Genomic DNA, 21,882 nt, shown 5'->3' with positions numbered 1-21,882 from the left:
CGCTTCATTCACCAGTGAAAACCGCCATGCAGGCCAAGCCTGGAATTGCCGTGACACGGGCTAGGGTTCCGGCCATCGGTTGGAAGGCCCAGGAGGCTGGCGATGGTCAACGTGAGGCAGGTCGCGACGCGGCTGAAGAGTGCGTTCCTGGCGGACCCGGAGCGCTTCTATACGAACGAGACAGGGGCCTGGGTGGCGGGGATGCCGGCACCGAGCGACATCCGGGTGACGACGGGCCGTGAGCCCTTCTGGATCAACCTGGGCTACTGGAAGCACGTGGAGAAGGTGGACGACTCCAACGTGGAGCGCGTGGGGGAGCTGTTCCGGTCCGCGCAGGCGGAGATGGCGCGCCTGTTGGCGAGGACGGCGAAGCTGGGGCCTGGGGATGCCGTCTTGGACTGCGGCTTCGGGTACGCGGACCAGGACCTGCTGTGGGCGGAGGAGTTCAAGCCCGCGAGCATCGTCGGGGTGAACATCACGCCGAACCAGGTGAAGGTGGGCCGGGAGCGCGTGAAGCTGACGGGGCTGGAGGGTGTGGTCCGGCTGGAGGTGGGGAGCGCGACGGCGCTGCCGGGGGCGGGAGCGTTCGATGTGGTGTTCGCGCTGGAGTCCGCGATGCACTTCCGGATGCGGCAGGACTTCCTGCGCGAGGCCTTCCGGGTGCTGAAGCCGGGAGGCCGGCTGGTGATGGCGGACATGGCGCAGAAGACGGACCGTGAGGCTGGAGCAGGACTCCGAGCGCGGCTGCGCTACCGCTACTGGCGGGGGCTGATTGCCTTCCCGGAGGAGAATGTCTGGTCGACGGAGCGCTACCGGGAGGAGCTGCGGCGGGCGGGGTTCCAGGACGTGAAGGTGGAGTCCATCGCGGAGGATGTGTACCCGGCGGTGAACACGGCGCTGGTGGCGCTGCGGGGCATGACGCAGCTGGAGCGCAATCCGGGGAGCACGTCCCTGCACCAGGTGCGCGCGGACGTGCACAAGGCGATGAGGATGACACCGGAGCAGCTCCAGTGGCCCGCTCTGTTCAACTGCGACGAGTACGCCGTGGTGTCCGCGCGCAAGGCGTGACCGTGGTTGACGGACTGGCGCGGAGCGGCGGTAATCGGAAGCGGTAGGGCCTCCGGACCTGGTGGCCGGCCCGGTCTTCAAAACCGGTGAGGGGCTGCGAGAGCAGTCCCTGGCGAGTTCGATTCCCGTGCCCTACCGCCACTCATCCCCACGATCCGCGCGTGGCAGGCATCTGCGAGATGAATCGCTTCATCCTCATCTCACTGCCTTTGTATTTGATCCACGCCTCCTTCAGCGTCTTCACGCTGGACACGAAGCGCTTCAGATTGCGATGGAAGTGTGGTCCCGACAAGGGCGTGACGCCCTCCTCGTCCTGCTCAAGCATGAGCGCATGGATGTGCGTGTCATGGCCGCCGCCCATCTGCTCCGCTACCGGACGGCTGAAGCCAAAGCGGTCCTGGAGGAAGCCGCCAAGGGCAAGGGGCTCGTGCCCTTTGAAGCCGGGCAGGCATTGAAGCGCTGGGAAGAAGGAACCTGGGCGCTCGATCCAGAGAAGCCCGCATCGGACGGACGACCTCATGCCGAGGCGGTTCTTCAAGTTGACCGATGACGTGTACCTCTCCGGCCGGTGGGAGCTGGGGCATCCTCTCGATCAGGAGGGCCGGAAGCTCGATGACCAGTGGCAGTTCAGCAACGAGCAACTGGCAACTGGCTCAGTCAGACGCGCATGTGGGTACGTACTCCTCGGTGTCCGAGATGCGCATCGACCCGGCGAAGGTGGAAAGCGCCAAGGTGTTCCGCACCTGGGGCGGAGGACCCACTACGGCGACTGGGCCACTGTCCGCTCTGCCTACGTCATATCTGCTCCCGCGCTCCTCCTCTCGGACCGTCGCGGATACGACCAAGTAGCATTAGAAGAGAAGGACAGATCAGGGTTATTATCAGACAATGTCTGTCCCCACCCATGGCCCCTCCTGTACAACCTGGACGTTCCCCACCAAATGCTGGCACTGCAAGGCCAACATCCTCATATTCCAATGCACTTGCGGCAGTGTCGTCCTATTCGACAATCAGCCATTTCCATGGCCGTACCACGACTGCTCCTCGGAACAACTGCCAACTGGATGGGCTGCGATCTCCAAGCTCCAAGCAATGGGAATCCCCATCGACAAACAGGTCCTAGATTACGCATTTCCGACGGGCATCCCAGCCCCTCCTCCTGGGAGGCCTCCTCCTTTTGAAAGGGCCAATCCAGTCCACAACCAAAAACTCCAGTTTATCGGAGCAGTGCGCGAACTTCTTCCAAAAACGAAACACATCCACGAGCTGGCACAGCTCGGCCAAACAGGCTGGAAGATGATTGGGCTCCCCAGCTCGACACAGTTCTGGCAAATAACAGTTGCCGACAACTCGAATTCGCCACAGAAAACCTACACAGCACTGGTTCCAGGCAAGCTCGGCCAAAGTGGCATCACCAAGAACCAACTCGTATTCATAGAGCTTCGAGGTGTCGCCCTTGGCTCATTCTCCGCATGGATTGCCACATTCCTCGAACTCGCCAGCTAACGCCATCACCAACGAGATCCAGCCCCCATCTCCCGATGGTACTGACTCACTCCCAGGCAGGACAGCCTCCTCCGCCCGAGGATTTCTTGAGACATCTCTCTGGGGGATAACCTCCCCCTCGTGAGGTAGATGTGAATAAGGAGCAGGACAGGACGGCGGAGCACGGTCGGTTCTCGGCGAAGCGGAAGAAGGAGGCCGTGCTCCGATTGCTCAAGGGCGAGGAGTTCGACGCGCTCTCTCGGGAGCTGGGGGTCACCACGGCCTGGCGGACGCGCGCATCGCGGCCCGCGCCACCGCCCTCGCGGCGGCCTACGACGCCCATCCCGAGCGCTTTCCTCACGGCCCTCCGAAGCCCCAGGCCCTTCCAAACGCCATCTGGATCAACAACCTCGCGCCGCTCCCCACCTCACAGGGGGCTGCGCACTAATCTCTCAGTTTCACTGTCTCATTCACGTTGACAGGTTCCGAAGCCCGGCGATTGCCTGCGCCTCCTGGTGGAGAGCCCCACAGTCGCCGGGGATGGCCGTTACGCCCTCGCCATGGCCCTGGCCCAGGGCGTCGTACGGGACGAGATGATGGACGACTTCAAGGACATGGCCAACCCCAAGGCCATTTTGGCGGCGGTTCTTTGGACGTGGACCACGTACTGCATCTTGCTCGCGGTGCCCGAGCCTTTCTCGAAGGGCGTGGCCGCTGTGATGACCGTCTCCCTCATTGCCTACGTGGGGGTCGATACGTTCGAAGCCGGGCAGGCATTGAAGCGCTGGGAAGAAGGAACCTGGGCGCTCGATCCAGAGTAGCCCGCATCGGATGGACGAGCTCCGGGCGAGCGCATCAGGATCCCCATCAAGTTCAAGGATGCCATGGAGCGCGCGGGCGTCACTGGCGCGAAGTTCACGGACGTCACCGGCCTGACGTAGCCAAGGGTTCCCTGCCCCCTGCCATCCCCACCCTCGTACCCAAGCTGTACCCAAGATGAACGGACGCGGGTGGCTCCCCATGGACGCGCCGCTCCCGTGCCCTACCGCCAATATCAACGCGAGACAGATTGACGTCCCGGAATGAGACACCGGCGGCCGGCAGCCGGCCGTGAATCCGGGAAGCGTGGCGCACGATATCTGCATGCAGGGCGTGTCCTCCGTTGAGGACTCCTGCCTGCCATGCTCACGCTCCCTGACGTAGCTACTGAAACGCGCGTTGCACGGGTTCGCAAGGCGCTCTCCGAGGAACTGTTCTTCGTCCGCGGCGTCAGCCTGCTGCTCGTGGTGCTGGTCCATGTGATTGGCGTGGAGCCCTTCCAGGGAGTGCGCAAGCTCTTCTCCCCGGAGCGCGCGGAGCTGCGGTTCGTGGCGGAGCTCATCCACAGCTTCAACATGGCGGTGATGATCATCGGCTCGGGAGTGGCGGTGTCACTCTTCGGCGCGCCGGACTCGTCCTTCCGGGAGTTTGCACACAAGAAGCTGCGCAAGCTCGTCATCCCCATGGTGGTGTGGGCCCCCGTCTTCCTCTACACCCATGAACTCTCCCAGGCGCGCCCGCGGACACCTGGTGGATGGCTGGTGCTGCTGGGCCAGTTCCCTGCTGCTTGGTTCCCTCCGTACGCCATCTTCTGGTTCATTCACGCCCTGGTGGGCTGTACCTGTCTGGCGTGGGTGTATCAGCGCATCGTGCCTGCCCGGTACCACTGGAACGGGCTGAGCTACCTGGGCCTGTCCTGGGTGTTGTATGCCGCTGTCGAGGCCCTGGACTCTCCTCTGTCTGGAATTGGGATGAGATACCTCCGCTTCATCCTCTTCTGGAACTGCCTCTTCGGTCTGGGAATGAGCCTGTCTCCCTGGCTGGTGCTGGCGCGCAGCCGGCTGTCCCAGTGGCCTCTGGCACTCCAGGGACTGGTTCCCTTGGGGTTCCTGGGACTGCTGGTCTCGTTCCATGTCTCGGGGCTCGCGGAGGGACATCTGGATCCGCGACTGATCACGGGGCCGCTGGGCTTCTGCATGCAATTCACCCTGGCCATCTTCCTCCTGGGTGCCTCGTGGAAGGGATTGGCGAGCCGGATTGTCTACCTGGGCTCGATCAGCATGCCCCTCTACCTCTTCCACATCTATTTCGTGTCCGGGATGCGACTGGCTTTGGGCAAGGTGCTGCCAGGAGCGCCGCTCGTGCTGCACCTGGCGCTGGGCTCACTCGTCGGGCTGATGGGACCCCTGGGCCTCTACCTCCTCCTGGAGAGGAACCGTGCCTTCCGGTGGAGCATCGGTCTGCCGGGTGTCCCTTTGGACACGCCCGGCCTCGGCGCGGATGAGTCCCCTGGCACCCGGCCACGGCGGGTGGAGGCATCAACCATGAAAGGGGCCGACGTATGAACCCAAATGAAGTGTTTCCTAATCGACAAAATGTTTGTGTTTCAGGGAGGGACGGCCATGCTGGCTGGCTAAACCAAAGTTCATGGAGGCCCCCTCTGAGCGCCTCCATTCCCCGGAGTTGTCATGGACGTGATGCGAGCCAGCAGGGCCCTGCTGCTGGGACTGGTCTGTGTTGCAGCAGGCTGTAGCAGCAAGCCGCCAGAAGAGAAAACGCTGACCCACAGCGCTTCGCCGTTGGTGGTGGAGGGGTGGACCGAGACCGCACCCATGGCGGAGGCTCGGAAATACCACGCGGGTGTCGTGCTGCCTTCCGGCAAGGTGCTGGTGACGGGCGGATACAACGCCAGTGGTTATCTCTCCTCCTCCACGCTCTTCGACCCCGCGACCGGTGCGTGGACAGCGGCCGCGCCCATGCCGGAGGCCCGACAGAGTCACGCCCTGACGCTGCTGCCTTCGGGCAAGGTGCTGGTCGTCGGCGGAGAGAATGCGACGGGCCGCCTGACTTCCGCGGCGGTGTATTCCCCGGACACCAATACCTGGGCCCCCGCGGGAAGCTTCGCCACGGGCGTGGCTCGGGCGGCCATGACGACGACGCTGCTGCCTTCAGGCAAGGTGCTGGTGGCCGGCGGTGGAAACGGTACGGGGGCGTCCTTCCGGGTGGATGTGTATGACCCGGCCTCCGGAAGCTGGAGTGTCGGACCGAACCTGGGCGCGCCGCGTCGCAACCACACGGCGACACTGCTGCCTTCGGGCCAGGTGCTGGTGGCGGGCGGCGTCGAGAGCGGGAGCCTGGCGACTGCCGAGGTGTACACCCCCTCGAGCAATACCTGGTCGGCGACGGGGAGCCTCGCGACAGCGCGCTACGACCATACGGAGACGCTGCTGCCTTCGGGCAAGGTGCTGGTGGTGGGTGGCCGTAACAGCAGCGGACTGTTGGCGACAGCGGAGGAGTATGACCCGAGCACCGGGCAGTGGAGTGCGACGGGCGCGCTGGGCGCGGCCAGGATGCTGCACACCGCCACCCTGCTGAGCACCGGGAAGGTGCTGGTGGCCGGCGGAATGTTTGGCAGCGCCGCGACGGCTGCCCTGGCGAACACGGAACTGTACGACCCTGTCACCCGGCAGTGGAGCGCGGCGACGCCGATGGCTGGTGCGCGGTATTCGCATGTGGCGGTGTCGCTGGGGACGCATGCCAAGGTGTTGGTGGTGGGCGGCATCGGCGCCAACGCCGCGAGCCAGAAGACGGCGGAGGTGTATGGGTATGACGCGTGCGCCGGAGTGACGTGCAACAACTCCCCAGGGTCCTGCCATGAGGCGGCGGGAACATGCAGCAATGGGGTGTGCAGCTACGCGCCGAAGGCGACCGGGGCCACCTGTGACGACGGCAATGCGTGCACCGGGGCGGACGTGTGCAACGGCGCGGGCGTGTGCGCGGGGAGTGCCACCCAGTGCGGCAGTCCTCCGGGGCAGTGCTACGAGACGGCGGGAACGTGCAGCGATGGGACGTGCTCCTACGCGTACAAGGCGACGGGCGCCGCGTGTGATGATGGGGATGCGTGTACGGTGGACGAAACGTGCAACGGGGCGGGCGGGTGCTCGGGCACGCCGGTGACGTGCAACAGCCCGCCGAGCCAGTGCTTCGAGGCGGCGGGAACGTGCAGCGATGGGGCGTGCACCTATGCGCCGAAGGCGACGGGCACCGCTTGTGATGATGGCAATGGTGGCACCATCAATGACGTCTGTAATGGGACCGGCGTCTGCTCCGGAGTTCCGGCCTGCACGACGCCGCCGGACGCCTGCCATGGCTCCCCGGGCACGTACTCCAACGGGGCGTGCACCTACCCGCCGAAGGCCGCAGGCACCCTCTGCGATGATGGCAACGCTTGCACGAGCGGCGACGTCTGCAACGGCTCTGGCACCTGCGGTGGCGCGGCGCTGAGCTGCAACAGCCCGCCCAGCCAGTGCCACGAGGCCGCGGGGACCTGCTCCAACGGCACCTGCTCCTACGCGCCGAAGTTCTCGGGTGCGAGCTGCGATGACGGCAACGCCTGCACGACGGGCGACGTCTGCAACGGCTCTGGCACGTGTGGTGGCGCGGCGCTGAGCTGCAACAGTCCGCCCAGCCAGTGCCACGAGGCCGCGGGCACCTGCTCCAATGGCACCTGTAGCTATGTGCCGAAGACCGCGGGCGCCAGCTGCGATGACAGCAACTCGTGCACGACGGGCGATGTCTGCAACGGTGCGGGCTCCTGCGGCGGCTCGCCCCTGAGTTGCAGCACCGCCAGTACCAACTACTGCAGCGGCAATGACATCCGGAGGACCATGGGCACGGGCACCTGTAGCGGCGGCTCCTGCCAGTCCACTGACGTCCTCGTGCAGACGTGCCAGACCGGCAGCAGCGGTCCCTACTGCAGCGGCAACGGCGCCTACGAGACCGTCCATGGCGGCTGCTCCAACGGTGTCTGCATGTCCTCCCAGCAGCTCATCGAGTCGTGCTCCACCTCCAGCAGCAACTACTGCAGCGGCAACACCGCCCGGAAGCTGACCGGCACCGGTTGCAGCGGCGGCAACTGCGGCTCCACCGACACCCTCGTCCAGACGTGCTCCACCTCGAGCAGCAACTACTGCAATGGCAATGACGTGCGGAAGACCACCGGCACCGGTTGCAGTGACGGCTCCTGTGGCTCCACCGACACGCTCGTCCAGACGTGCCCGACGGGCACCAGCAGCCCCTTCTGCAGTGGCAGCAGCGTCTACCGGACCCTCAATTCCGGCTGCAGCGGAGGCGCCTGCGCGTCCAGCCAGCAACTCATTGAGACGTGCTCCACCTCGAGCAGCAACTACTGCAGCGGCAACACCGTCCGGAAGACCACCGGCACCGGCACTTGCAGCGGCGGCGCCTGCGGCACCACGGACACCCTCGTCCAGACGTGCTCCACCGCGAGCACCAACTACTGCAGCGGCAATGACTTGCGGAAGACCGCGGGCACTGGCACCTGCAGCGGCGGTTCCTGCGGCTCCACGGACACCCTCGTGCAGACGTGCCAGACCGGAACCAGTGGCCCCTTCTGCAGTGGCAACGGTGCCTACCAGACCGTTTACGGCGGCTGCTCCAACGGTGCCTGCACTTCTTCCCAGCAACTCATCGAGTCGTGCTCTACCTCCAGCAGCAACTACTGCAGCGGCAACACCGTCCGGAAGGTCACCGGCACTGGATGCAGCGGCGGCTCCTGCGGATCCACCGACACCGTCGTCCAGAACTGCACCACCGGGAGCAGCAACTACTGCAGCGGCAACACCGTCCGGAAGACCTCCTACACCGGTTGCAGCGGTGGCTCCTGTGGCGTCACCGACACGCTCGTCCAGACGTGCGCGACGGGCACCAGCAGCCCTTTCTGCAGCGGCAACAGCGTCTACCAGACCGTCAATGGCGGCTGCAGCGGAGGCTCCTGCTCGTCCAGCCAGCAGCTCGTCCAGACGTGCTCCACCTCCAGCAACAACTACTGCAGCGGCAATGATGTGCGGAAGACCACCGGAACCGGTTGCAGCGGCGGCTCCTGCGGTTCCTCCGACGCCTTCGTCCAGACGTGCTCCACCGCGAGCACGACCTACTGCAGCGGCAATAACGTGCGGAGGACCACTGGCACCGGCTGTAGCGGTGGCAACTGTGGCTCCAGCGACACCTTGGTCCAGACGTGCTCCACCGCGAGCACGACCTACTGCAGCGGCAACACCGTCCGGAGGACGACTGGCACGGGTTGCAGCGGCAGTGGTACCTGCGGCTCCACGGACACCCTGGTCCAGACGTGCAACAGCCAGTTCGAGATGTGCAGCGACGGCGCATGCGTTTCCAACGATGGGCTCTGGCAGTTGGTGGGTTCGTGCAGCACCCGGTGCCCAGCCAATGAATGCTCCCCCGTCAACCCGGACGGCCAGGACTGCAGGCCCGTGGGTTCCACTTGCTTCTGGTATGGCGGCCCCACCGGTCGTACCGAATGGAAGTGCGCGCCGTACTGAATGAATGTGTGAGTCGGAGTCCGTCCACTCACACCTCTTGAATTCAGCGTGGAAGCCTCCGTGCGCCCCCAACGCACGGAGGCTTCGCCTCGACGGGGTGCTCCGCGGCGCCCAAGAGCTCGGCGTGGATGAGTCTGTCGACACCCGGCTCGCAGGGGACGACCCCATGGTCGTGATTGAGGCCAATGCACGATCTCATGTAGAGCGTCGGCCGAATGGCGGGATGATTGTGTTTCAAAAGCGGATCGCCATGCTGGCGGGCTAAACCAAATTTCATGGGGGCCCCTCTGTGCGCCTCCATTCCCTGGAGTTGTCATGGACGCGTGGAGAGTCAGCAGGGCTCTGCTGTTGGGGCTGCTCTGTGTCGTCGTGGGCTGTAGTAGCAAACCACCAGAAGAGAAGACGCTGGCCCAACAGGCTTCGCCACTGGCGGTGGAGGGTTGGACCGAGACCGCGCCCATGGCGGAGGCTCGCAAGTACCACGCAGGCGTCGCGCTGCCGTCAGGCAAGGTGCTGGTGACGGGCGGGTACAACGCCAGTGGCTATCTCTCCTCCTCCACCCTCTTCGACCCCGCGACGGGCTCCTGGACGGCGGCCGCGTCCATGCCGGAGGCCCGGCAGATCCACGCCCTGACGCTGCTGCCTTCGGGCAAGGTGCTCGTGGTGGGCGGAGAGAATGCGACGGGCCGTCTGGCTTCCGCGGCGGTGTACTCCCCGGACACCAATACCTGGGCCTTCGCGGGGAGCTTCGCCACGGGCGTGGCTCGGGCGGCCGTGACGGCGACGGTGCTTCCCTCGGGCAAGGTGCTGGTGGCCGGCGGTGGAAACAATACGGGCGCCTACTTCAAGGTGGACCTGTATGACCCGGCCTCCGGAAGCTGGAGTGCCGGCTCCAATCTGGGCGCGCCGCGCCGCAACCACACGGCGACGCTGCTGCCTTCGGGCCAGGTGCTGGTGGCGGGCGGCGTAGAGAGCGTGAGCCTTGCGTCGGCGGAGCTGTACAACCCGTCGAGCAATACCTGGGCGGCGACGGGCAGCCTGGCGTCCGCGCGCTACAACCACACGGCGACGCTTCTGCCTTCGGGCAAGGTGCTGGTGGTGGGTGGCCGCAACGGCACCGGCCTGCTGGTGACGGCCGAGGAGTATGACCCGAGCACCGGGCAGTGGAGTGCGACGGGCGCACTGGGCACGGCCAGGGAGTTGCACACCGCCACCCTGCTGAGCACGGGGCATGTGCTGGTGACTGGCGGAATGTTTGGCAGCGCCGCGACGGCCGCACTCGCGAGCACGGAGGTGTACGACCCCGCCACCCGGCTGTGGAGCGCGGCGACTCCCATGGTCGGTGCTCGGTACTCGCATGTGGCGGTGTCGCTGGGGGCGCAGGGCAAGGTGCTGGTGGTGGGCGGCCTGGGCTCCAGCGGCACGAGCCTGAAGACGGCGGAGCTGTATGGCTACGACGCGTGCACCTGGGTGACCTGTAACAGCGCACCAGGGCCCTGCTACGAGGCGACGGGGACGTGTGGCAATGGGGTGTGCAGCTACGCGCCGAAGGCCGTTGGAGTCACCTGCGACGATGGGGATACGTGCACCACCGCGGACGCGTGCAACGGCGCGGGCGTGTGCGCGGGGAGTGCCACCCAGTGCGGCAGTCCTCCGGGGCAGTGCTACGAGACGGCGGGAACGTGCAGCGATGGGACGTGCTCCTACGCGTACAAGGCGACGGGCGCCGCGTGTGATGACGGGGATGCGTGCACGGTGGGCGAGACGTGCAATGGGGCGGGCGGATGCTCAGGCTCGCCCATGAGCTGCAACAGCCCGCCGAGCCAGTGCTTCGAGTTGGCGGGGACGTGCAGCGACGGGGCGTGCACGTATGCTCCGAAGGCGGCGGGCACGGCTTGTGATGACAACAATGGGGGCACCATCAACGACGTGTGCAGCGGAGCGGGCGTCTGCGCCGGAGTGCCGGCCTGCACGACACCGCCGGACGCCTGCCATGGCTCCCCGGGCACGTACTCCAACGGAGCGTGCACCTACCCGCCGAAGGCCGCGGGCACCCTCTGCGATGACAGTAACTCGTGTACGACGAGCGACGTCTGCGACGGTGCGGGCATCTGTCGCGGCTCGGAACTGAGCTGCAACAGCCCTCCCAATCAGTGCTACCAGTCCGCCGGCACCTGCTCCAACGGCACCTGCTCCTATGTGCCGAAGGCCGCGGGCGCCAGCTGCGATGACAGCAACTCGTGCACGACGGGCGATGTCTGCAACGGTGCGGGCTCCTGCGGCGGCTCGCCCCTGAGTTGCAGCACCGCCAGTACCAACTACTGCAGCGGCAATGACATCCGGAGGACCATGGGCACGGGCACCTGTAGCGGCGGCTCCTGCCAGTCCACTGACGTCCTCGTGCAGACGTGCCAGACCGGCAGCAGCGGCCCCTACTGCAGCGGCAACGGCGCCTACCAGACCGTCCATGGCGGCTGCTCCCACGGGGCCTGCACGTCCTCCCAGCAACTCATTGAGTCTTGCTCCACCTCCAGCAGCAACTACTGCAGCGGCAACACCGTCCGGAAGCTCACCGGCACCGGTTGCAGCGGCGGCAACTGCGGCTCCACCGACACCCTCGTCCAGACGTGCTCCACCGCGAGCAACGACTACTGCAGCGGCAACACCGTCCGCAGGACCACCGGCACCGGTTGCAGCGGCGGCTCCTGCGGCTCCACGGACACCGCCGTCCAGACGTGCTCCCCGGTGGACAGCTATTCGTGCAGCGGCAACACCGTCCAGAAGACCACCAGCGGATTATGCAGCGGTGGCGGCTGCGGTGGCAGCACCACCACCAACGTCACGACGTGCTCCCCCTTCGACACCTACTCCTGCAACGGCAACACCGTCCAAAAGACCACCAACGGCCTCTGCAGCGGCAGCGGTTGCAGTGGCAGCAGCACCACCAACGTCAGGACGTGCTCGCCCGTGGACACCTACACCTGCAACGGCAACACCGTTCAGAAGACCACCCGAGGCCTTTGCCTTGGCAATGGCTGCAATGGTTCCACCGCCACCACCGACGTCACGACGTGCACGCCCTATGACGTCTACACCTGCAGCGGCAACACCATTCAGAGGATCACCAGTGGCTCTTGCATCGCCGGCGGCGGCTGTGTTGGCGTCGTCATCACCGACGTCCAGACCTGTGGCAGTGGCCAGACGTGCAGCGGCGGAACGTGCGTCAGCTCCGGTGCGAGATGGGTCAACACGGGTACGTGCGACGACGGCTCCCGCGCCTGCCGGACCGTCAACTGCAACAACTTCTCCCCGGATGGACCCTGCGCACAGCTGGGCTCTGCTTGTGCCGTCGGCAGCAGCCCCAGATACCAGTGGGTGTGCCTATAGGAGCCATCCCGCGCTGACGGCTCCATGCTCCAACACGGAGCCGTCATGTCGCGGAGGCTCGCTTCGCCGTCACCGACGGGCGGGCCGGGTACACGGCCGCAAGTGCTCCCAACAGGATGTGCAGCAGGAAGAGCAGTGGCGTCTGGCGGTATTCCCACTCGGAGAAGCTCTGGGCGAAGGCGCCCAGGAGGCCGAAGAAGACTCCGATTCCAAAGCGTGAGCGCAGCGCGGGCGAACGCTTGAGGAAGAAGCTGGCTCCCATCTTGAACCAGCTCAGCCAGACCGCCGCGAAGAGGACGACTCCGGGCCAGCCTGTCTCTCCCAGCGTGATGAGATACAGGCTGTGTCCCGGGGGGGCCTGGGCCGCGTCCACGTTCGAGCCCGCCGGGATGGGCCCCTTGGGCGGCGCTTCATCCGTGCCCGCATAGGGGATGTAACCGAAGCCGATCATCCGGCCGTACTGGTTGGACACCGCGTAGGACCAGTTGTTCAGCCCGGCTCCGAAGACATGGTCCTCCTGCATCAACCGGGCGAGGTGGACGTAGGCGCCGCGCCCTTCGTGCTCCTTGCCCCCGAACTCACTGGAGAGTCCTCCTTCGGAATCGAAGCGGGCCTGGAAGGCCGGTGCCAGCTTGAGGCCCAGGGGAATGGCCGCGAGCAACAGCAGGAGCGCCACCCCTGCTGTCTTCGGCGTTGGCTTCAACGCCCCACACGTCAAGGCCACCGCCACCAGGAGCAGTCCTAGCGAAATCAGTCCCGCTCGCGACACGGTGCACAGCACCGAGATGGAGCCCAGGAAGGTGGCCACGCCGCACAGACGTTTGAGGCGTGGCTCTACGTCCGAGAGCGCCACCGCGAGCAGCACCGGGACCGCGATGAGGTTGAACATCGACACGGTGTTCGGGTGGAACAGCGTCCCGTCCGCCCGGCTGTGCCCCAACACGACCCGGGAGTGAATCACCCAGAAGCACTCGTAGATGACCGTGATGGCCAGCGCCGCGACGAGGCGCCGGAGGTCCCGCTCGTTCTTCACGCAGGCCGCGATCGTCACGTACACCATGACGGCGCGGAACATCTTCGACAGCTCGAACAGGCCGAACAACCGGGGATCGGAGAGCAGGACGTTCACCGCGTTGTAGGCGAGGAACACTCCCATGATGGCCAGCCCGTGGGGCCACTCGCGCCGCTGGACTGGCTTGCGGTGCCGCAGCTCGTCCACCCACAGGAAGATCCATAGGAAGTCGAGCCAGCTGAACTCGAAGCCACGCGTGGTGCCGCGGTACCAGGCTCGGCTGAAGAAGTTGAGGGACACCGCCGAGGCGTGGGTGGTGCCCCAGACGAGCAGGATGACGCAGAGGTGCTTCAGGCGTTCGGACCTCCCGACGGCGTGTATCCCGGCGGGAATGACGACCGCGCACAGGCCCAGGAAGAGGAGGGACTTCGTCTCCATCAGCGCGCCGCGATGTCGATGCGCCGGTAGAGCTCGTCTTCCTCGAAGAAGCACGGGAGGAACTCGCCTCCGTCCACGTCGTGCAGCGTGTGCCAGCGCGGCTCCGCGTCTCGGCGCTCCATCTGCGAGGCGTGCAGCGCCAGCGCGGCGCGCTTCTGCTCCACCACGCCCCGGAGGGACACCTTCGTCCGGAAGTCCTTGAGCATCCGCAGTCCCAGCCTCGTCGACACCGTCCCCGCCAGCACCGACCGCTGCTGCCTTCGTGTCCTTCCGAAGCCCACCATGGGCCAGTGCCTCCAGGCCCATACCGCGTACTCGAACACCGTGACGGGCCGCCCTACCCTTGCCACTGCCTCATGCACGAGGTGGTTCGTGCTCACGTGGTCCGCGTGTTCGCCCCGAGCGTACGGGACGAAGAGTTGCTCCGGCCGGTGCCTCCGCAGCAGGTCCTCCACCCTGGCCACTGCCGCCTCCCGGTTCGCGTCCAGCGCTCCGTCGGGAAAGCCCAGCAGGAAGACGTCCGCCTCCTCCACTCCCAGGACCTTCGCCGCGCCCAGCGCCTCTTGCGCCCTCTGCGCCTTCAGTTCGTCGCGTGAGATCAGGTGCGCGTGTGAGCTGGCGCCGTCCGTCAGGAGAACGATCCGCACCGCTGCTCCCGCGCGCCGCTTCTGGAGGATGGCGCCCCCACACCCCAGCGTCTCGTCATCCGGGTGCGGCGCGAACACCATCGCGGGACACCGGAGCTCGTCCTCGTTGAACGTGCGGGCTCGCCGTCCCAGCGCCAGCCGCTGCAAGCGACGGAGTCCTCTCCTCACCGGGCTTCCGTCCATCATCGCCGCGCTCCTTCCTCGAGGACCGCTTGGTAGAGCTCCGCGACCTTGCTTGCCACCACGTCCCAGCTGAAGCGCTGGCGCACCTGCCCGGCGCCCGCTCGCGCCGCCACGTCCAGCCGCACGGGGTTGGCGAGTGCCTTTCGCAGCGCCTGGGCCCAGTCCTCCACCTCCAGGGTCGGCACGCTCAGCCCTTCTGGACCAATGGCTCCGGCGAGATCCGCCAGCCCCGAGTGATCCGCGAGCAAGGCCGGTCTCCCCGCCGCCCACGCCTCCAACACCGCCAGTCCGAAGGCCTCGTGCGCCGAGGGCACCAGCACGAGCCTGGAGAGCGCCAGCAGATCCGGAACCTCGCGGGCCGCGTCAAGATTGCCCAGGACATGGACGCGCTCGCCGAGCCCCAGTGCCTGTATCTCTCGCTTCAGCTTTTCCCCATAGGCGGCGTCCACCGTCGCGCCCGCGAGGACCAGGTGGTGATCCTCGGGCGCCCCTGCGGCGAAGGCCCTCACGGCCAACACCTGGTTCTTCTGCGGCGAGATGCGCCCCACCAGGGTGACAACGCGTGCGCGCGCGAACCGGGGCCACCGCTCTCTCGCCCGCTGCGCGCTTCCCTTGGCCATCCGCTCCAGGTCCACGCCCTGATCGAGCCTCACCGCCCGGTCCCCGATCACCTCGGACAGGGCGCGACGCTCCTCTTCGTTGAAGGTGATGACTCGCGCGGCGTCCTGGATGACGCGCCGGGCACCGAACAGCCACCCGATGGGCCGGCCCATATCCATGAGCCCCGACAGCCGCCGCGCGGTGTCCTGCTCCAGCCAGGACTTCCGCGCCAGCAGGGGCCCATGCACCGAGATGACGTAGGGGCGCCTCGTGAGCCTCATGGCCGTCCGCACGGCTCCGCCGATTCGCCCCGCCGTGTGCAGGTGCGCCAGGGCGAGGCCTGCGTCCTTCGCGAGCCGGAGCGGCTCATCGAAGGTGGCCAGGTTGCCGGCATTGGCGATGAGCGCCCTTCGCTTCTCGGCCGGGCCCAGGAACGGACAGAAGGCCTGATAGCGCAGCAGCGGGACCTCGGGGCCCAGCGCTCGATCCGGCTCCGAGGGCCCCGCCGGTGCGTGCACCTCTGGCCCCCAGCCCAACGCCGCCAGCCGCCGCGTCACCTCCACGACGTGCGTCTCCGTCCCGCCCCACTCGCGCGGGTCGTACTTGCGAAGGACATGCACCACGCGCCGCCCGGGGCGCTCCACAGCCGTCATATGCACGGGCAAGACGCAATTCATGGACCAGACACTCCGCGCCCACCCGCGGCGTCCCTCCTTCCCCATTCCCATTCCGAGACGTCTCAATGCGAGACATCCGGGCGGTGAATCAGCAAGGAAGCCGCTCGCGGGAGGCATGTCCCCTGCAAGCTGCTGGGCCTGCCCGTGAGAGTCACCGTCCTTACCAACCTGTACCCGCCCGACGTCCTCGGCGGCTACGAACTGCTCGCGCGGGATGTGGTGGAGGGGTTGGAGCGGCGCGGCCACGTGGTCGATGTCCTCACCAGCGGCGATGGCTCCGAGAACGGGCGCGTGCTGCGGACCCTTTGCCTGGCTCGCCGCTTCGGCCAGCCCGCGGGGCGGGATCGCCTCCGACACTTCGCGGCCGGTGCGCGAAACACGGCGGCGGTGCGCCGCTACCTGAAGGTCCGTGGCAGGCCGGACGCGGTGCTGGTCATGAGCCTGCGGAGACTGGGGCTCGCGCCGCTGCGGGTGCTCCAGGAGGCCGGCGTCCCTGCGATCGTCACGGTGAACGATGACTGGCCGGTGGCGTTCAGCGTGGGGCTCGACGCGCGGCCCTGGGCCCGGCTGGGCGGCGTCATCGACTCGCTGCTGGTGCCTTCACGAACGTGGACCGGCATCCAACCCGCGGGGGTCGCGTGGCTTTCGGACGCGGTCCGGCGCACGTGCCTCGCGGCGGGTGTACCGCTGGGCTTCGGTGTCGTGCGGTCGCAGGGCGTGGACCTGTCGCGCTTCACCCCACGTCCCTTCCGGCCCATGCGCGCAGAGCCTCGGCTGCTCTTCGTCGGCCGGCTCCATCCGAGCAAGGCGCCCGATGCGGCCATCGACGCCCTGGCGGCTTTGGAGAAGCGCGGCGTCCAGGCCACCCTCACGCTGGCGGGCGCGGCGGACGATCCGGCGTACCTCACGTCCTTGCGGCAACGGGCGCGGGCGCTGCGAGTGGGCGGACGCGTGGCATGGGCCGGACAGTTGCCCCGCGAGCAGTTGCTTCCGCTGTATCAGGACGCGGATGCGCTTCTGTTCGCGTCGAAGCTGGAGCACGAGGGCCAGGGCCTCACGTATCTGGAGGCCATGGCCTGCGGCCTGCCGGTGGCGGCGTCCCCCAGCGGCGGGGCTCGCGACTTTCTCGAGCGGCACGACGCGTCGCGGCTGGTGAAGGCGTGCACGGGTGAGGCTTTCGCCGAGGCGCTGGCGGCCCTCCACCGGGACGCGGCGGCACAGGCGTCGCTTGTCCAGCGAGCGCTCGACATCGTGAGGGAACACGCCTCACTCGACGCCTACGTCCTCGGCATCGAGGAGATGCTGCGTGGTGCGGAGCAAGCGCACTGCCGTCGCAGCACCACCCGCTGACCCACGCTCGCATCCGCATGCCCGATGCGCAGGCGCGGCCTCGACATAGGGAACGTCTGCGCGGTGCGCGCTCAAACTCACTGCCGCCGCAGCACCACCCGCTGACCCACGCTCGCGTCCGCGTTCCCGCTCCGCAGGCGCTGCTCTCCCCACTGGTGTCCCTTCCAATAAGCCCAGTGGTACACGAGCCGCCGGGGAACGGAGAGCGCCAGGCCTGCGGCATCTCGCGCCCGGATGTGCGCGACCGCATCCCTTGCCCATGACGCGCCCAGCTTCCGGGCCAGTCCCGTCAGCGATGCGGGCTCCTCCCGGATGAAGGCATCCGCCTCGCCTTCGATGAAGCGGCGCCCGTACAACTGTTTCAACGTGTAGTTGTGCGAATGCATCACCCACGCGTCCGGCACGTAGCGCACCCGGAGCCCGTGGCCTCGCGCCCGGTGTCCCCACTCCGTGTCCTCGGAGCCCCATGCGTCCTCGTAGAACGGTTGCTTGAGCCACGCATCCCGCGTCATCGCCGCGAATGGCAGCGAGTACGTCATCCAGGGCGGCGGCGCTCCCTGCGCTGGGAATGCCACTTCGTAATCCCTTCGCACCCACGTGTGCGCTTCGGGCCTCGGCAGCTGTCGCGCGAAGGTCGCGTCCGCATCGGTGCGCTCGATGGGCTCCAGCAACCGGTCCAGCGCCTGCGGCGTCAGCGGCACCACGTCGGAGTTCTGGAAGACGATGATGTCGCCTTGCGCTTCGCGGATGGCTCGATTGAGCACCACGCCCGGGAAGTACGCCCCGGCGTCGATGCGGATCAGTTTGCAGGGGAAGCGCGAGACGATGTCCAACGTCGCGTCCCTGGAGCCCGAGTCCACCACGAGCAACTCGAAGTCCTTGCGCGCCTGCGAGAACAGGCCGGAGAGCGCCTGGCCTATGACCCAGGCCGAGTCCTTCGAGCGCATGATGACGGTGACCTTGCGACTCATGGATGGTCTCCCAGGCGCAGGCCGAGCTTCCTCGCCACGTGCGCGAAGTTGGGGTCTCCCGACTCGCCCCAGTACCTCAGATATGCGCGCCGTAAGTCCGCTGGCTCGCGGCTCGCGGCTCCCAGCAGCTGTCGCGCGAACTCTGCGTCCCGGGGCCCGCCCACCTCGAACGCCACGAACGGGAACGCCGCCGCCAGCACCCCTCGCGGCCCTCCGAGCCTCAGCCCCAATCGCGCTCGGAGCCCCAGTTCGGGTGAAGCCTTTGGCCGGAACCTCACGCCGTTGCGCACCCGTCGCAGCCAGACCTTCGGTTGGAGGCCGCCCTCCTTGAGGGAGTGCTTCAACGCCCGCTCCACGTATCCGGACCACTTCAGCCCGGGCACCGACAGCCTCGCGGCCTCACACGTGAGGTGGACCTCCGCGAGCCTCGCCCTCCCCTCGTCCATCCATGGCCCCAGCTCGCTTGGGGCGAAGCGCGCGTAGTCCGGCTCCAGGCGGAAGGCGCTCGCCTCGTCGTACAGCTTCCGGAACCCGGCCGGCACGTCGTGCCGCAGCGCCATCCGCCGCCGCTTCTCCGCGTAGCTCCAGTCGTATGCCCCCAGGAAGTACAGCAGCGCGTCGCCGTAGCCGATGATGGCCTTCGCCGTGTGCCGGAGGATGGTGCGGCGCGCGTCCTCATCCGGTGCGCCCTGGTCTCGCAGCACCTGGTTGATGATCAGCAGCGTGCCCCGGTTCACCGCCAGGTTCCGTACGTCGTCGGGTGGGATGCCTTCGCGCGTGAAGTGCTCGAGCCCCGGGAGGAACGACGCATCCCCCGCCACCGTCTTGTGGCCGAACCGCATGTCGTACCAGATGACCTGACACGGGGACCTTCGCAGCGCCCGCACCGTCGTCACGCCCAGGTCCAACCCCAGCCCGTGCCGCTCGCGCAGCGGCTCCAGCACCAGGTCCAGCCGCGCCTTCAGCCCCTCTCGCGGGGCTCGCTCCAGCACCAGGAGGAAGTCGAGGTTGTTGTGCGGCCGCTCGACTCCGTCTCTCTTCTCCACTCCTCCCTCACCGCGCCCGTAGCCGCCAATGAGGGCCAGCGTCCGCAGTTCGTCCGGGCGCACATGCGCGTGGATGACGGCCGCCGCTTCGGCCACCACCTGGGAGATCCTCGCCTCCACCTCGGGCGAGCCCTTCAACGTGAAGTGTCCGCCCCTCACGCCGCCCTCCCTCCCGCTCCCGCCACCGACTCCAGCAGCGCCAGCAGTCGCGTCACGTGCCGCTCGGGGACGAAGCGCTCCTCGTAGGTCCTTCGCGCGTGCGCCTCCATCGTCCTCCTCAGGCCCGGCGCCGCCATCAGCCTGTCGATCGCCTTCGCGAGTGCCTCCGGATCATTTGGCGGCACACCCAGCCCCGTCTCGCCTTCCGTCAGCCACTCCCCCACTCCGCCCACTCGGCTGGCGATGACTGGCGTCCCGTGCGCCAGTGCTTCGATGCCCACCAGGCCGGACGTCTCCGGCGCTCGGCTGGGGAAGACGACGCATGCGGCACGCCGGTACTGCGCGGAGAGCGCGTCGGGCGCCATCGGGCCCAGGAAGGCCACTCGCTTCGACAACCCCAGCTCGTCCACCTTCGCACGCAGCTCCTCCTCCTGCCGGCCCCTTCCCACCACCGCCAGGCGGCACGGCTGCGTGGTGCGTGTCAGCGCGTGGAACAGCACGTCCAGGCCCTTGCCCGTCGTCAGCTGCCCTACGAACAGGAGCAGGTCCTCCTCTCGATCCACCTGCACCCGCGACTGGTGCGGGGCTTGCGCGTACAGCGGGATGACGTGCGTCCGCTCGCGTGCGAAGCCATGCGCCGCCACGTGGTCCGCCATGTACCGCGAGCCCACCACGAAGGCGTGATGACTCCGGGCCAGAGCCTGCTCCTCCCGCAGCCTCCCCAGCGAGGCCCACTTCAGCCCGGGCCAGTCCTCCGAACGGCCCACGAAGCCGAGACATGGGTAGCAGGCCGCGCCCACCGGCTTCGTGCAGGGCTCCTTTCCCAGCGTCGTGTACTTGTGCTCGCGCAGGCAGAACAGCCGGTGGTCGTGGAAGAAGCGGACCACCGGCGCTGGCGAATCCACCAGCGCGCGCTGCGCCTTCAGGCTCGCGAGCTGGTGCACGTAGACGACGTCCGGCGCCAGCTCCCTCAGCTGCCGCGCCAGGTCGACGATGGGGAAGATGCCCTCGAACGGCTCCCGCATCACCGGGTGCGGATCCGACGAGACGTTCACGTCGTAGAAGAGCAGCGACGTCACTCCCCGCCTGCCCAACTCCCGCGCGGTCTCTCGCACGTAGCGCTCGGCGCCGCCCACGGGGGTGGCGGCGTCGTTGAGCCATGCGACCCTCAAGCCGCGGCCCATGGCGGTCTCCCGTCCGGGTTCGTCTCCCCTTCCAGACCCAGCATCGCGCACACCCATCCGGCCACGTCCATCAACGCGCCTCGGTCCCGGGGCAGCGGCGCATCCGAGGCGATGGCGGAATACGCCGAGGGGCTGTCCACGTCGTAGCCGTGCATGCCTCGCACGTTGCCCCCCACGAAGCTGGGGGCGAACAGGGCTCCTTCCCGCAGCACGAAGAGGGCTTGTCCGTAAGGCGCACCCCGCACCGGCGCCTGGCGCTCCACCAGCGCATCCGCGTCCAGCCATCGTCCCGGGAGCCCGTGCGCCACCATCCGCTCGCGGGCCTTCTCGCGCGTCCGCTCATCACCCCAGACCCGCAGCATCGTGCTGTCCACGAACAGCCGCGTGCCTCGCAGCTCCCCGAGCATCCGCCGTGGATCCACCACCTCGTGGATGTCCGCCATCCCGTGGTCCCCCACCATCACCGTCGTCACGTCACCTCCGCCCGCGCGCATCGCGTCCACCGTCTGCTCGATCCGCTCGGTGAGCCGCCGGGCCGTCGCCAACGCGTCCCGGCTGCCGTTGCCTGTACGGTGCAGGGCGCCGTCCAGGGCGGTGGCGTACGCGAAGGCCAGGTCCGGTTTGCTCGCCCGCAGCACCGCGCAGGTGTGCGCCCAGCGCTCCTCCTCAGGCAACTGCCAGGGCGCGGCGAACACGCGCAGGCCCGCGCGCCGTGCCTTCGTGAGGAACGTCTCCACCCCGCCGATGCGCTCGGCGTTGAACAGGTCCTCACGCTCCGGCAGGTCGAGCCAGCGGAACAGCTCCGGAGGGACGCGGTACAGGTCCACGTACCCGGTCAGCCCCTCCGTCCTCTTCAGCACCCGCGCCGCGGCGCGCCTCAGCATTCCCCGCTCATGCACCTGGCGCGGCAACAGCCCCAGCCACCTCAGCGGTGACAGCACGCCTTCGTCCTCACGCTCCGCGTGCGCGAAGAGGCACATCCGCCCATGTCGCTCCGGCGGCGCGCCGGTGAGGATCGTCGGCAGGGCGCCACATGAATAGCCGAGGATGCCGCGCAGGCGGCCCCGGTGCGGCAACCCACTCAGCCCTTCGAAGGTCTCCAGCTGGGACGGGCCCAGCGCATCGACGAAGACCACGAGCACACGACGCGGCTGGACGGGCCGTGCTCCGGCGCTGTCTCCTCTTGGTGTCATCTCTTCCTGGGACATGGTTCTGTCTCAATGTGAGACGGCTCCGAGCGCTCCCGCCGTCCGCGATGGTGTCTGACATTGCAA

14 protein-coding genes, 1 tRNA gene and 1 pseudogene are annotated in these 21,882 nt (G+C 67.5%); 9 read left to right on the top strand and 7 right to left on the bottom strand.

The window, feature by feature from the left end; translation table 11 throughout:
• Nucleotides 1-102: 102 nt before the first annotated feature.
• The 8 genes and pseudogenes from D7Y04_RS12850 (at nt 103) to D7Y04_RS12805 (ending at nt 12,341) form a co-directional block, all read left to right on the top strand.
• Nucleotides 103-1,068 carry a methyltransferase domain-containing protein gene (locus D7Y04_RS12850; RefSeq protein WP_121759516.1) on the top strand — a complete coding sequence of 322 codons (966 nt, stop codon included), beginning with the start codon at nt 103-105 and terminating at the stop codon, nt 1,066-1,068.
• 42 nt (nt 1,069-1,110) lie between these two features.
• Nucleotides 1,111-1,209, top strand: a tRNA-Sec gene (locus D7Y04_RS12845).
• A 115-nt stretch (nt 1,210-1,324) separates the two neighbouring features.
• Nucleotides 1,325-1,618: pseudogene (locus tag D7Y04_RS12840) on the top strand (DUF2019 domain-containing protein); the annotation flags it as partial.
• 542 nt (nt 1,619-2,160) lie between these two features.
• Entirely contained in the window at nt 2,161-2,574 is a 414-nt protein-coding gene (locus D7Y04_RS44435; protein ID WP_158627511.1) for a hypothetical protein, read from the top strand.
• Between the two features lie 539 nt (nt 2,575-3,113).
• Nucleotides 3,114-3,374, top strand: coding sequence for a hypothetical protein (locus D7Y04_RS12825; protein WP_233601387.1), 261 nt, complete (start codon nt 3,114-3,116; stop codon nt 3,372-3,374).
• 360 nt (nt 3,375-3,734) lie between these two features.
• A complete protein-coding gene (locus D7Y04_RS12820) occupies nt 3,735-4,937 on the top strand; it encodes an acyltransferase (protein WP_121759514.1) in 1,203 nt (400 codons plus the stop codon).
• A gap of 123 nt (nt 4,938-5,060) precedes the next feature.
• A complete protein-coding gene (locus D7Y04_RS12815) occupies nt 5,061-8,954 on the top strand; it encodes a kelch repeat-containing protein (protein WP_121759513.1) in 3,894 nt (1,297 codons plus the stop codon).
• Between the two features lie 315 nt (nt 8,955-9,269).
• Nucleotides 9,270-12,341: a kelch repeat-containing protein gene (locus tag D7Y04_RS12805; RefSeq protein ID WP_121759511.1), complete on the top strand. Its 3,072-nt coding sequence runs from the start codon at nt 9,270-9,272 to the stop codon at nt 12,339-12,341.
• A gap of 43 nt (nt 12,342-12,384) precedes the next feature.
• Here the strand turns inward: D7Y04_RS12805 and D7Y04_RS12800 are convergent, their stop codons facing one another.
• The 3 genes from D7Y04_RS12800 to D7Y04_RS12790 are packed head-to-tail and all read right to left on the bottom strand — an operon-like array spanning nt 12,385 to nt 15,874.
• Nucleotides 12,385-13,791, bottom strand: a complete 1,407-nt coding sequence (locus tag D7Y04_RS12800) for an O-antigen ligase (RefSeq protein ID WP_121759510.1) — start codon at nt 13,789-13,791, stop codon at nt 12,385-12,387.
• Nucleotides 13,791-14,624 carry a PIG-L deacetylase family protein gene (locus D7Y04_RS12795; RefSeq protein WP_120595107.1) on the bottom strand — a complete coding sequence of 278 codons (834 nt, stop codon included), beginning with the start codon at nt 14,622-14,624 and terminating at the stop codon, nt 13,791-13,793. Before D7Y04_RS12795 ends, D7Y04_RS12800 begins: the two co-directional genes overlap by 1 nt.
• On the bottom strand, nt 14,621-15,874 hold the full coding sequence (locus D7Y04_RS12790) for a glycosyltransferase family 4 protein (RefSeq protein WP_233601450.1): 1,254 nt from the start codon (nt 15,872-15,874) through the stop codon (nt 14,621-14,623). The genes D7Y04_RS12795 and D7Y04_RS12790 overlap by 4 nt, the downstream gene beginning before the upstream one ends.
• Before the next feature lie 168 nt (nt 15,875-16,042).
• Here D7Y04_RS12790 and D7Y04_RS12785 point away from each other — a divergent pair, with 168 nt between their 5' ends.
• Nucleotides 16,043-17,248 carry a glycosyltransferase family 4 protein gene (locus tag D7Y04_RS12785; protein ID WP_121759508.1) on the top strand — a complete coding sequence of 402 codons (1,206 nt, stop codon included), beginning with the start codon at nt 16,043-16,045 and terminating at the stop codon, nt 17,246-17,248.
• A 77-nt stretch (nt 17,249-17,325) separates the two neighbouring features.
• Here D7Y04_RS12785 and D7Y04_RS12780 read toward each other — a convergent pair whose 3' ends face one another.
• Genes D7Y04_RS12780 through D7Y04_RS12765 form a run of 4 tightly spaced genes read right to left on the bottom strand, consistent with a single transcriptional unit; the run spans nt 17,326 to nt 21,816 of the window.
• Nucleotides 17,326-18,219 (bottom strand): glycosyltransferase, encoded by an 894-nt coding sequence (locus D7Y04_RS12780; protein ID WP_121759507.1) that lies wholly within the window; start codon nt 18,217-18,219, stop codon nt 17,326-17,328.
• A complete protein-coding gene (locus tag D7Y04_RS12775; protein ID WP_121759506.1) occupies nt 18,216-19,424 on the bottom strand; it encodes a hypothetical protein in 1,209 nt (402 codons plus the stop codon). Before D7Y04_RS12775 ends, D7Y04_RS12780 begins: the two co-directional genes overlap by 4 nt.
• Complete coding sequence (locus D7Y04_RS12770; protein WP_158627509.1) at nt 19,421-20,608, bottom strand: glycosyltransferase family 4 protein; 1,188 nt, start codon at nt 20,606-20,608, stop codon at nt 19,421-19,423. Before D7Y04_RS12770 ends, D7Y04_RS12775 begins: the two co-directional genes overlap by 4 nt.
• A complete protein-coding gene (locus tag D7Y04_RS12765; protein WP_121759504.1) occupies nt 20,593-21,816 on the bottom strand; it encodes an alkaline phosphatase family protein in 1,224 nt (407 codons plus the stop codon). Before D7Y04_RS12765 ends, D7Y04_RS12770 begins: the two co-directional genes overlap by 16 nt.
• Nucleotides 21,817-21,882 lie beyond the last annotated feature (66 nt).

The organism is Corallococcus sp. AB038B (assembly GCF_003668955.1).
Classification (GTDB): domain Bacteria; phylum Myxococcota; class Myxococcia; order Myxococcales; family Myxococcaceae; genus Corallococcus; species Corallococcus exiguus.
This window is presented reverse-complemented; position numbering and strand designations above follow the sequence as displayed.

Coding starts and splice junctions, on each gene's coding strand:
- D7Y04_RS12815 (WP_121759513.1), top strand. CDS start 5,061: ATGGACGTGATGCGAGCCAGCAGGGCCCTGCTGCTGGGACTGGTCTGT.
- D7Y04_RS44435 (WP_158627511.1), top strand. CDS start 2,161: ATGGGAATCCCCATCGACAAACAGGTCCTAGATTACGCATTTCCGACG.
- D7Y04_RS12800 (WP_121759510.1), bottom strand. CDS start 13,791: ATGGAGACGAAGTCCCTCCTCTTCCTGGGCCTGTGCGCGGTCGTCATT.
- D7Y04_RS12805 (WP_121759511.1), top strand. CDS start 9,270: ATGGACGCGTGGAGAGTCAGCAGGGCTCTGCTGTTGGGGCTGCTCTGT.
- D7Y04_RS12825 (WP_233601387.1), top strand. CDS start 3,114: ATGGCCCTGGCCCAGGGCGTCGTACGGGACGAGATGATGGACGACTTC.
- D7Y04_RS12770 (WP_158627509.1), bottom strand. CDS start 20,608: ATGGGCCGCGGCTTGAGGGTCGCATGGCTCAACGACGCCGCCACCCCC.
- D7Y04_RS12790 (WP_233601450.1), bottom strand. CDS start 15,874: ATGACGGCTGTGGAGCGCCCCGGGCGGCGCGTGGTGCATGTCCTTCGC.
- D7Y04_RS12795 (WP_120595107.1), bottom strand. CDS start 14,624: ATGATGGACGGAAGCCCGGTGAGGAGAGGACTCCGTCGCTTGCAGCGG.
- D7Y04_RS12850 (WP_121759516.1), top strand. CDS start 103: ATGGTCAACGTGAGGCAGGTCGCGACGCGGCTGAAGAGTGCGTTCCTG.
- D7Y04_RS12765 (WP_121759504.1), bottom strand. CDS start 21,816: ATGTCCCAGGAAGAGATGACACCAAGAGGAGACAGCGCCGGAGCACGG.
- D7Y04_RS12820 (WP_121759514.1), top strand. CDS start 3,735: ATGCTCACGCTCCCTGACGTAGCTACTGAAACGCGCGTTGCACGGGTT.
- D7Y04_RS12780 (WP_121759507.1), bottom strand. CDS start 18,219: ATGAGTCGCAAGGTCACCGTCATCATGCGCTCGAAGGACTCGGCCTGG.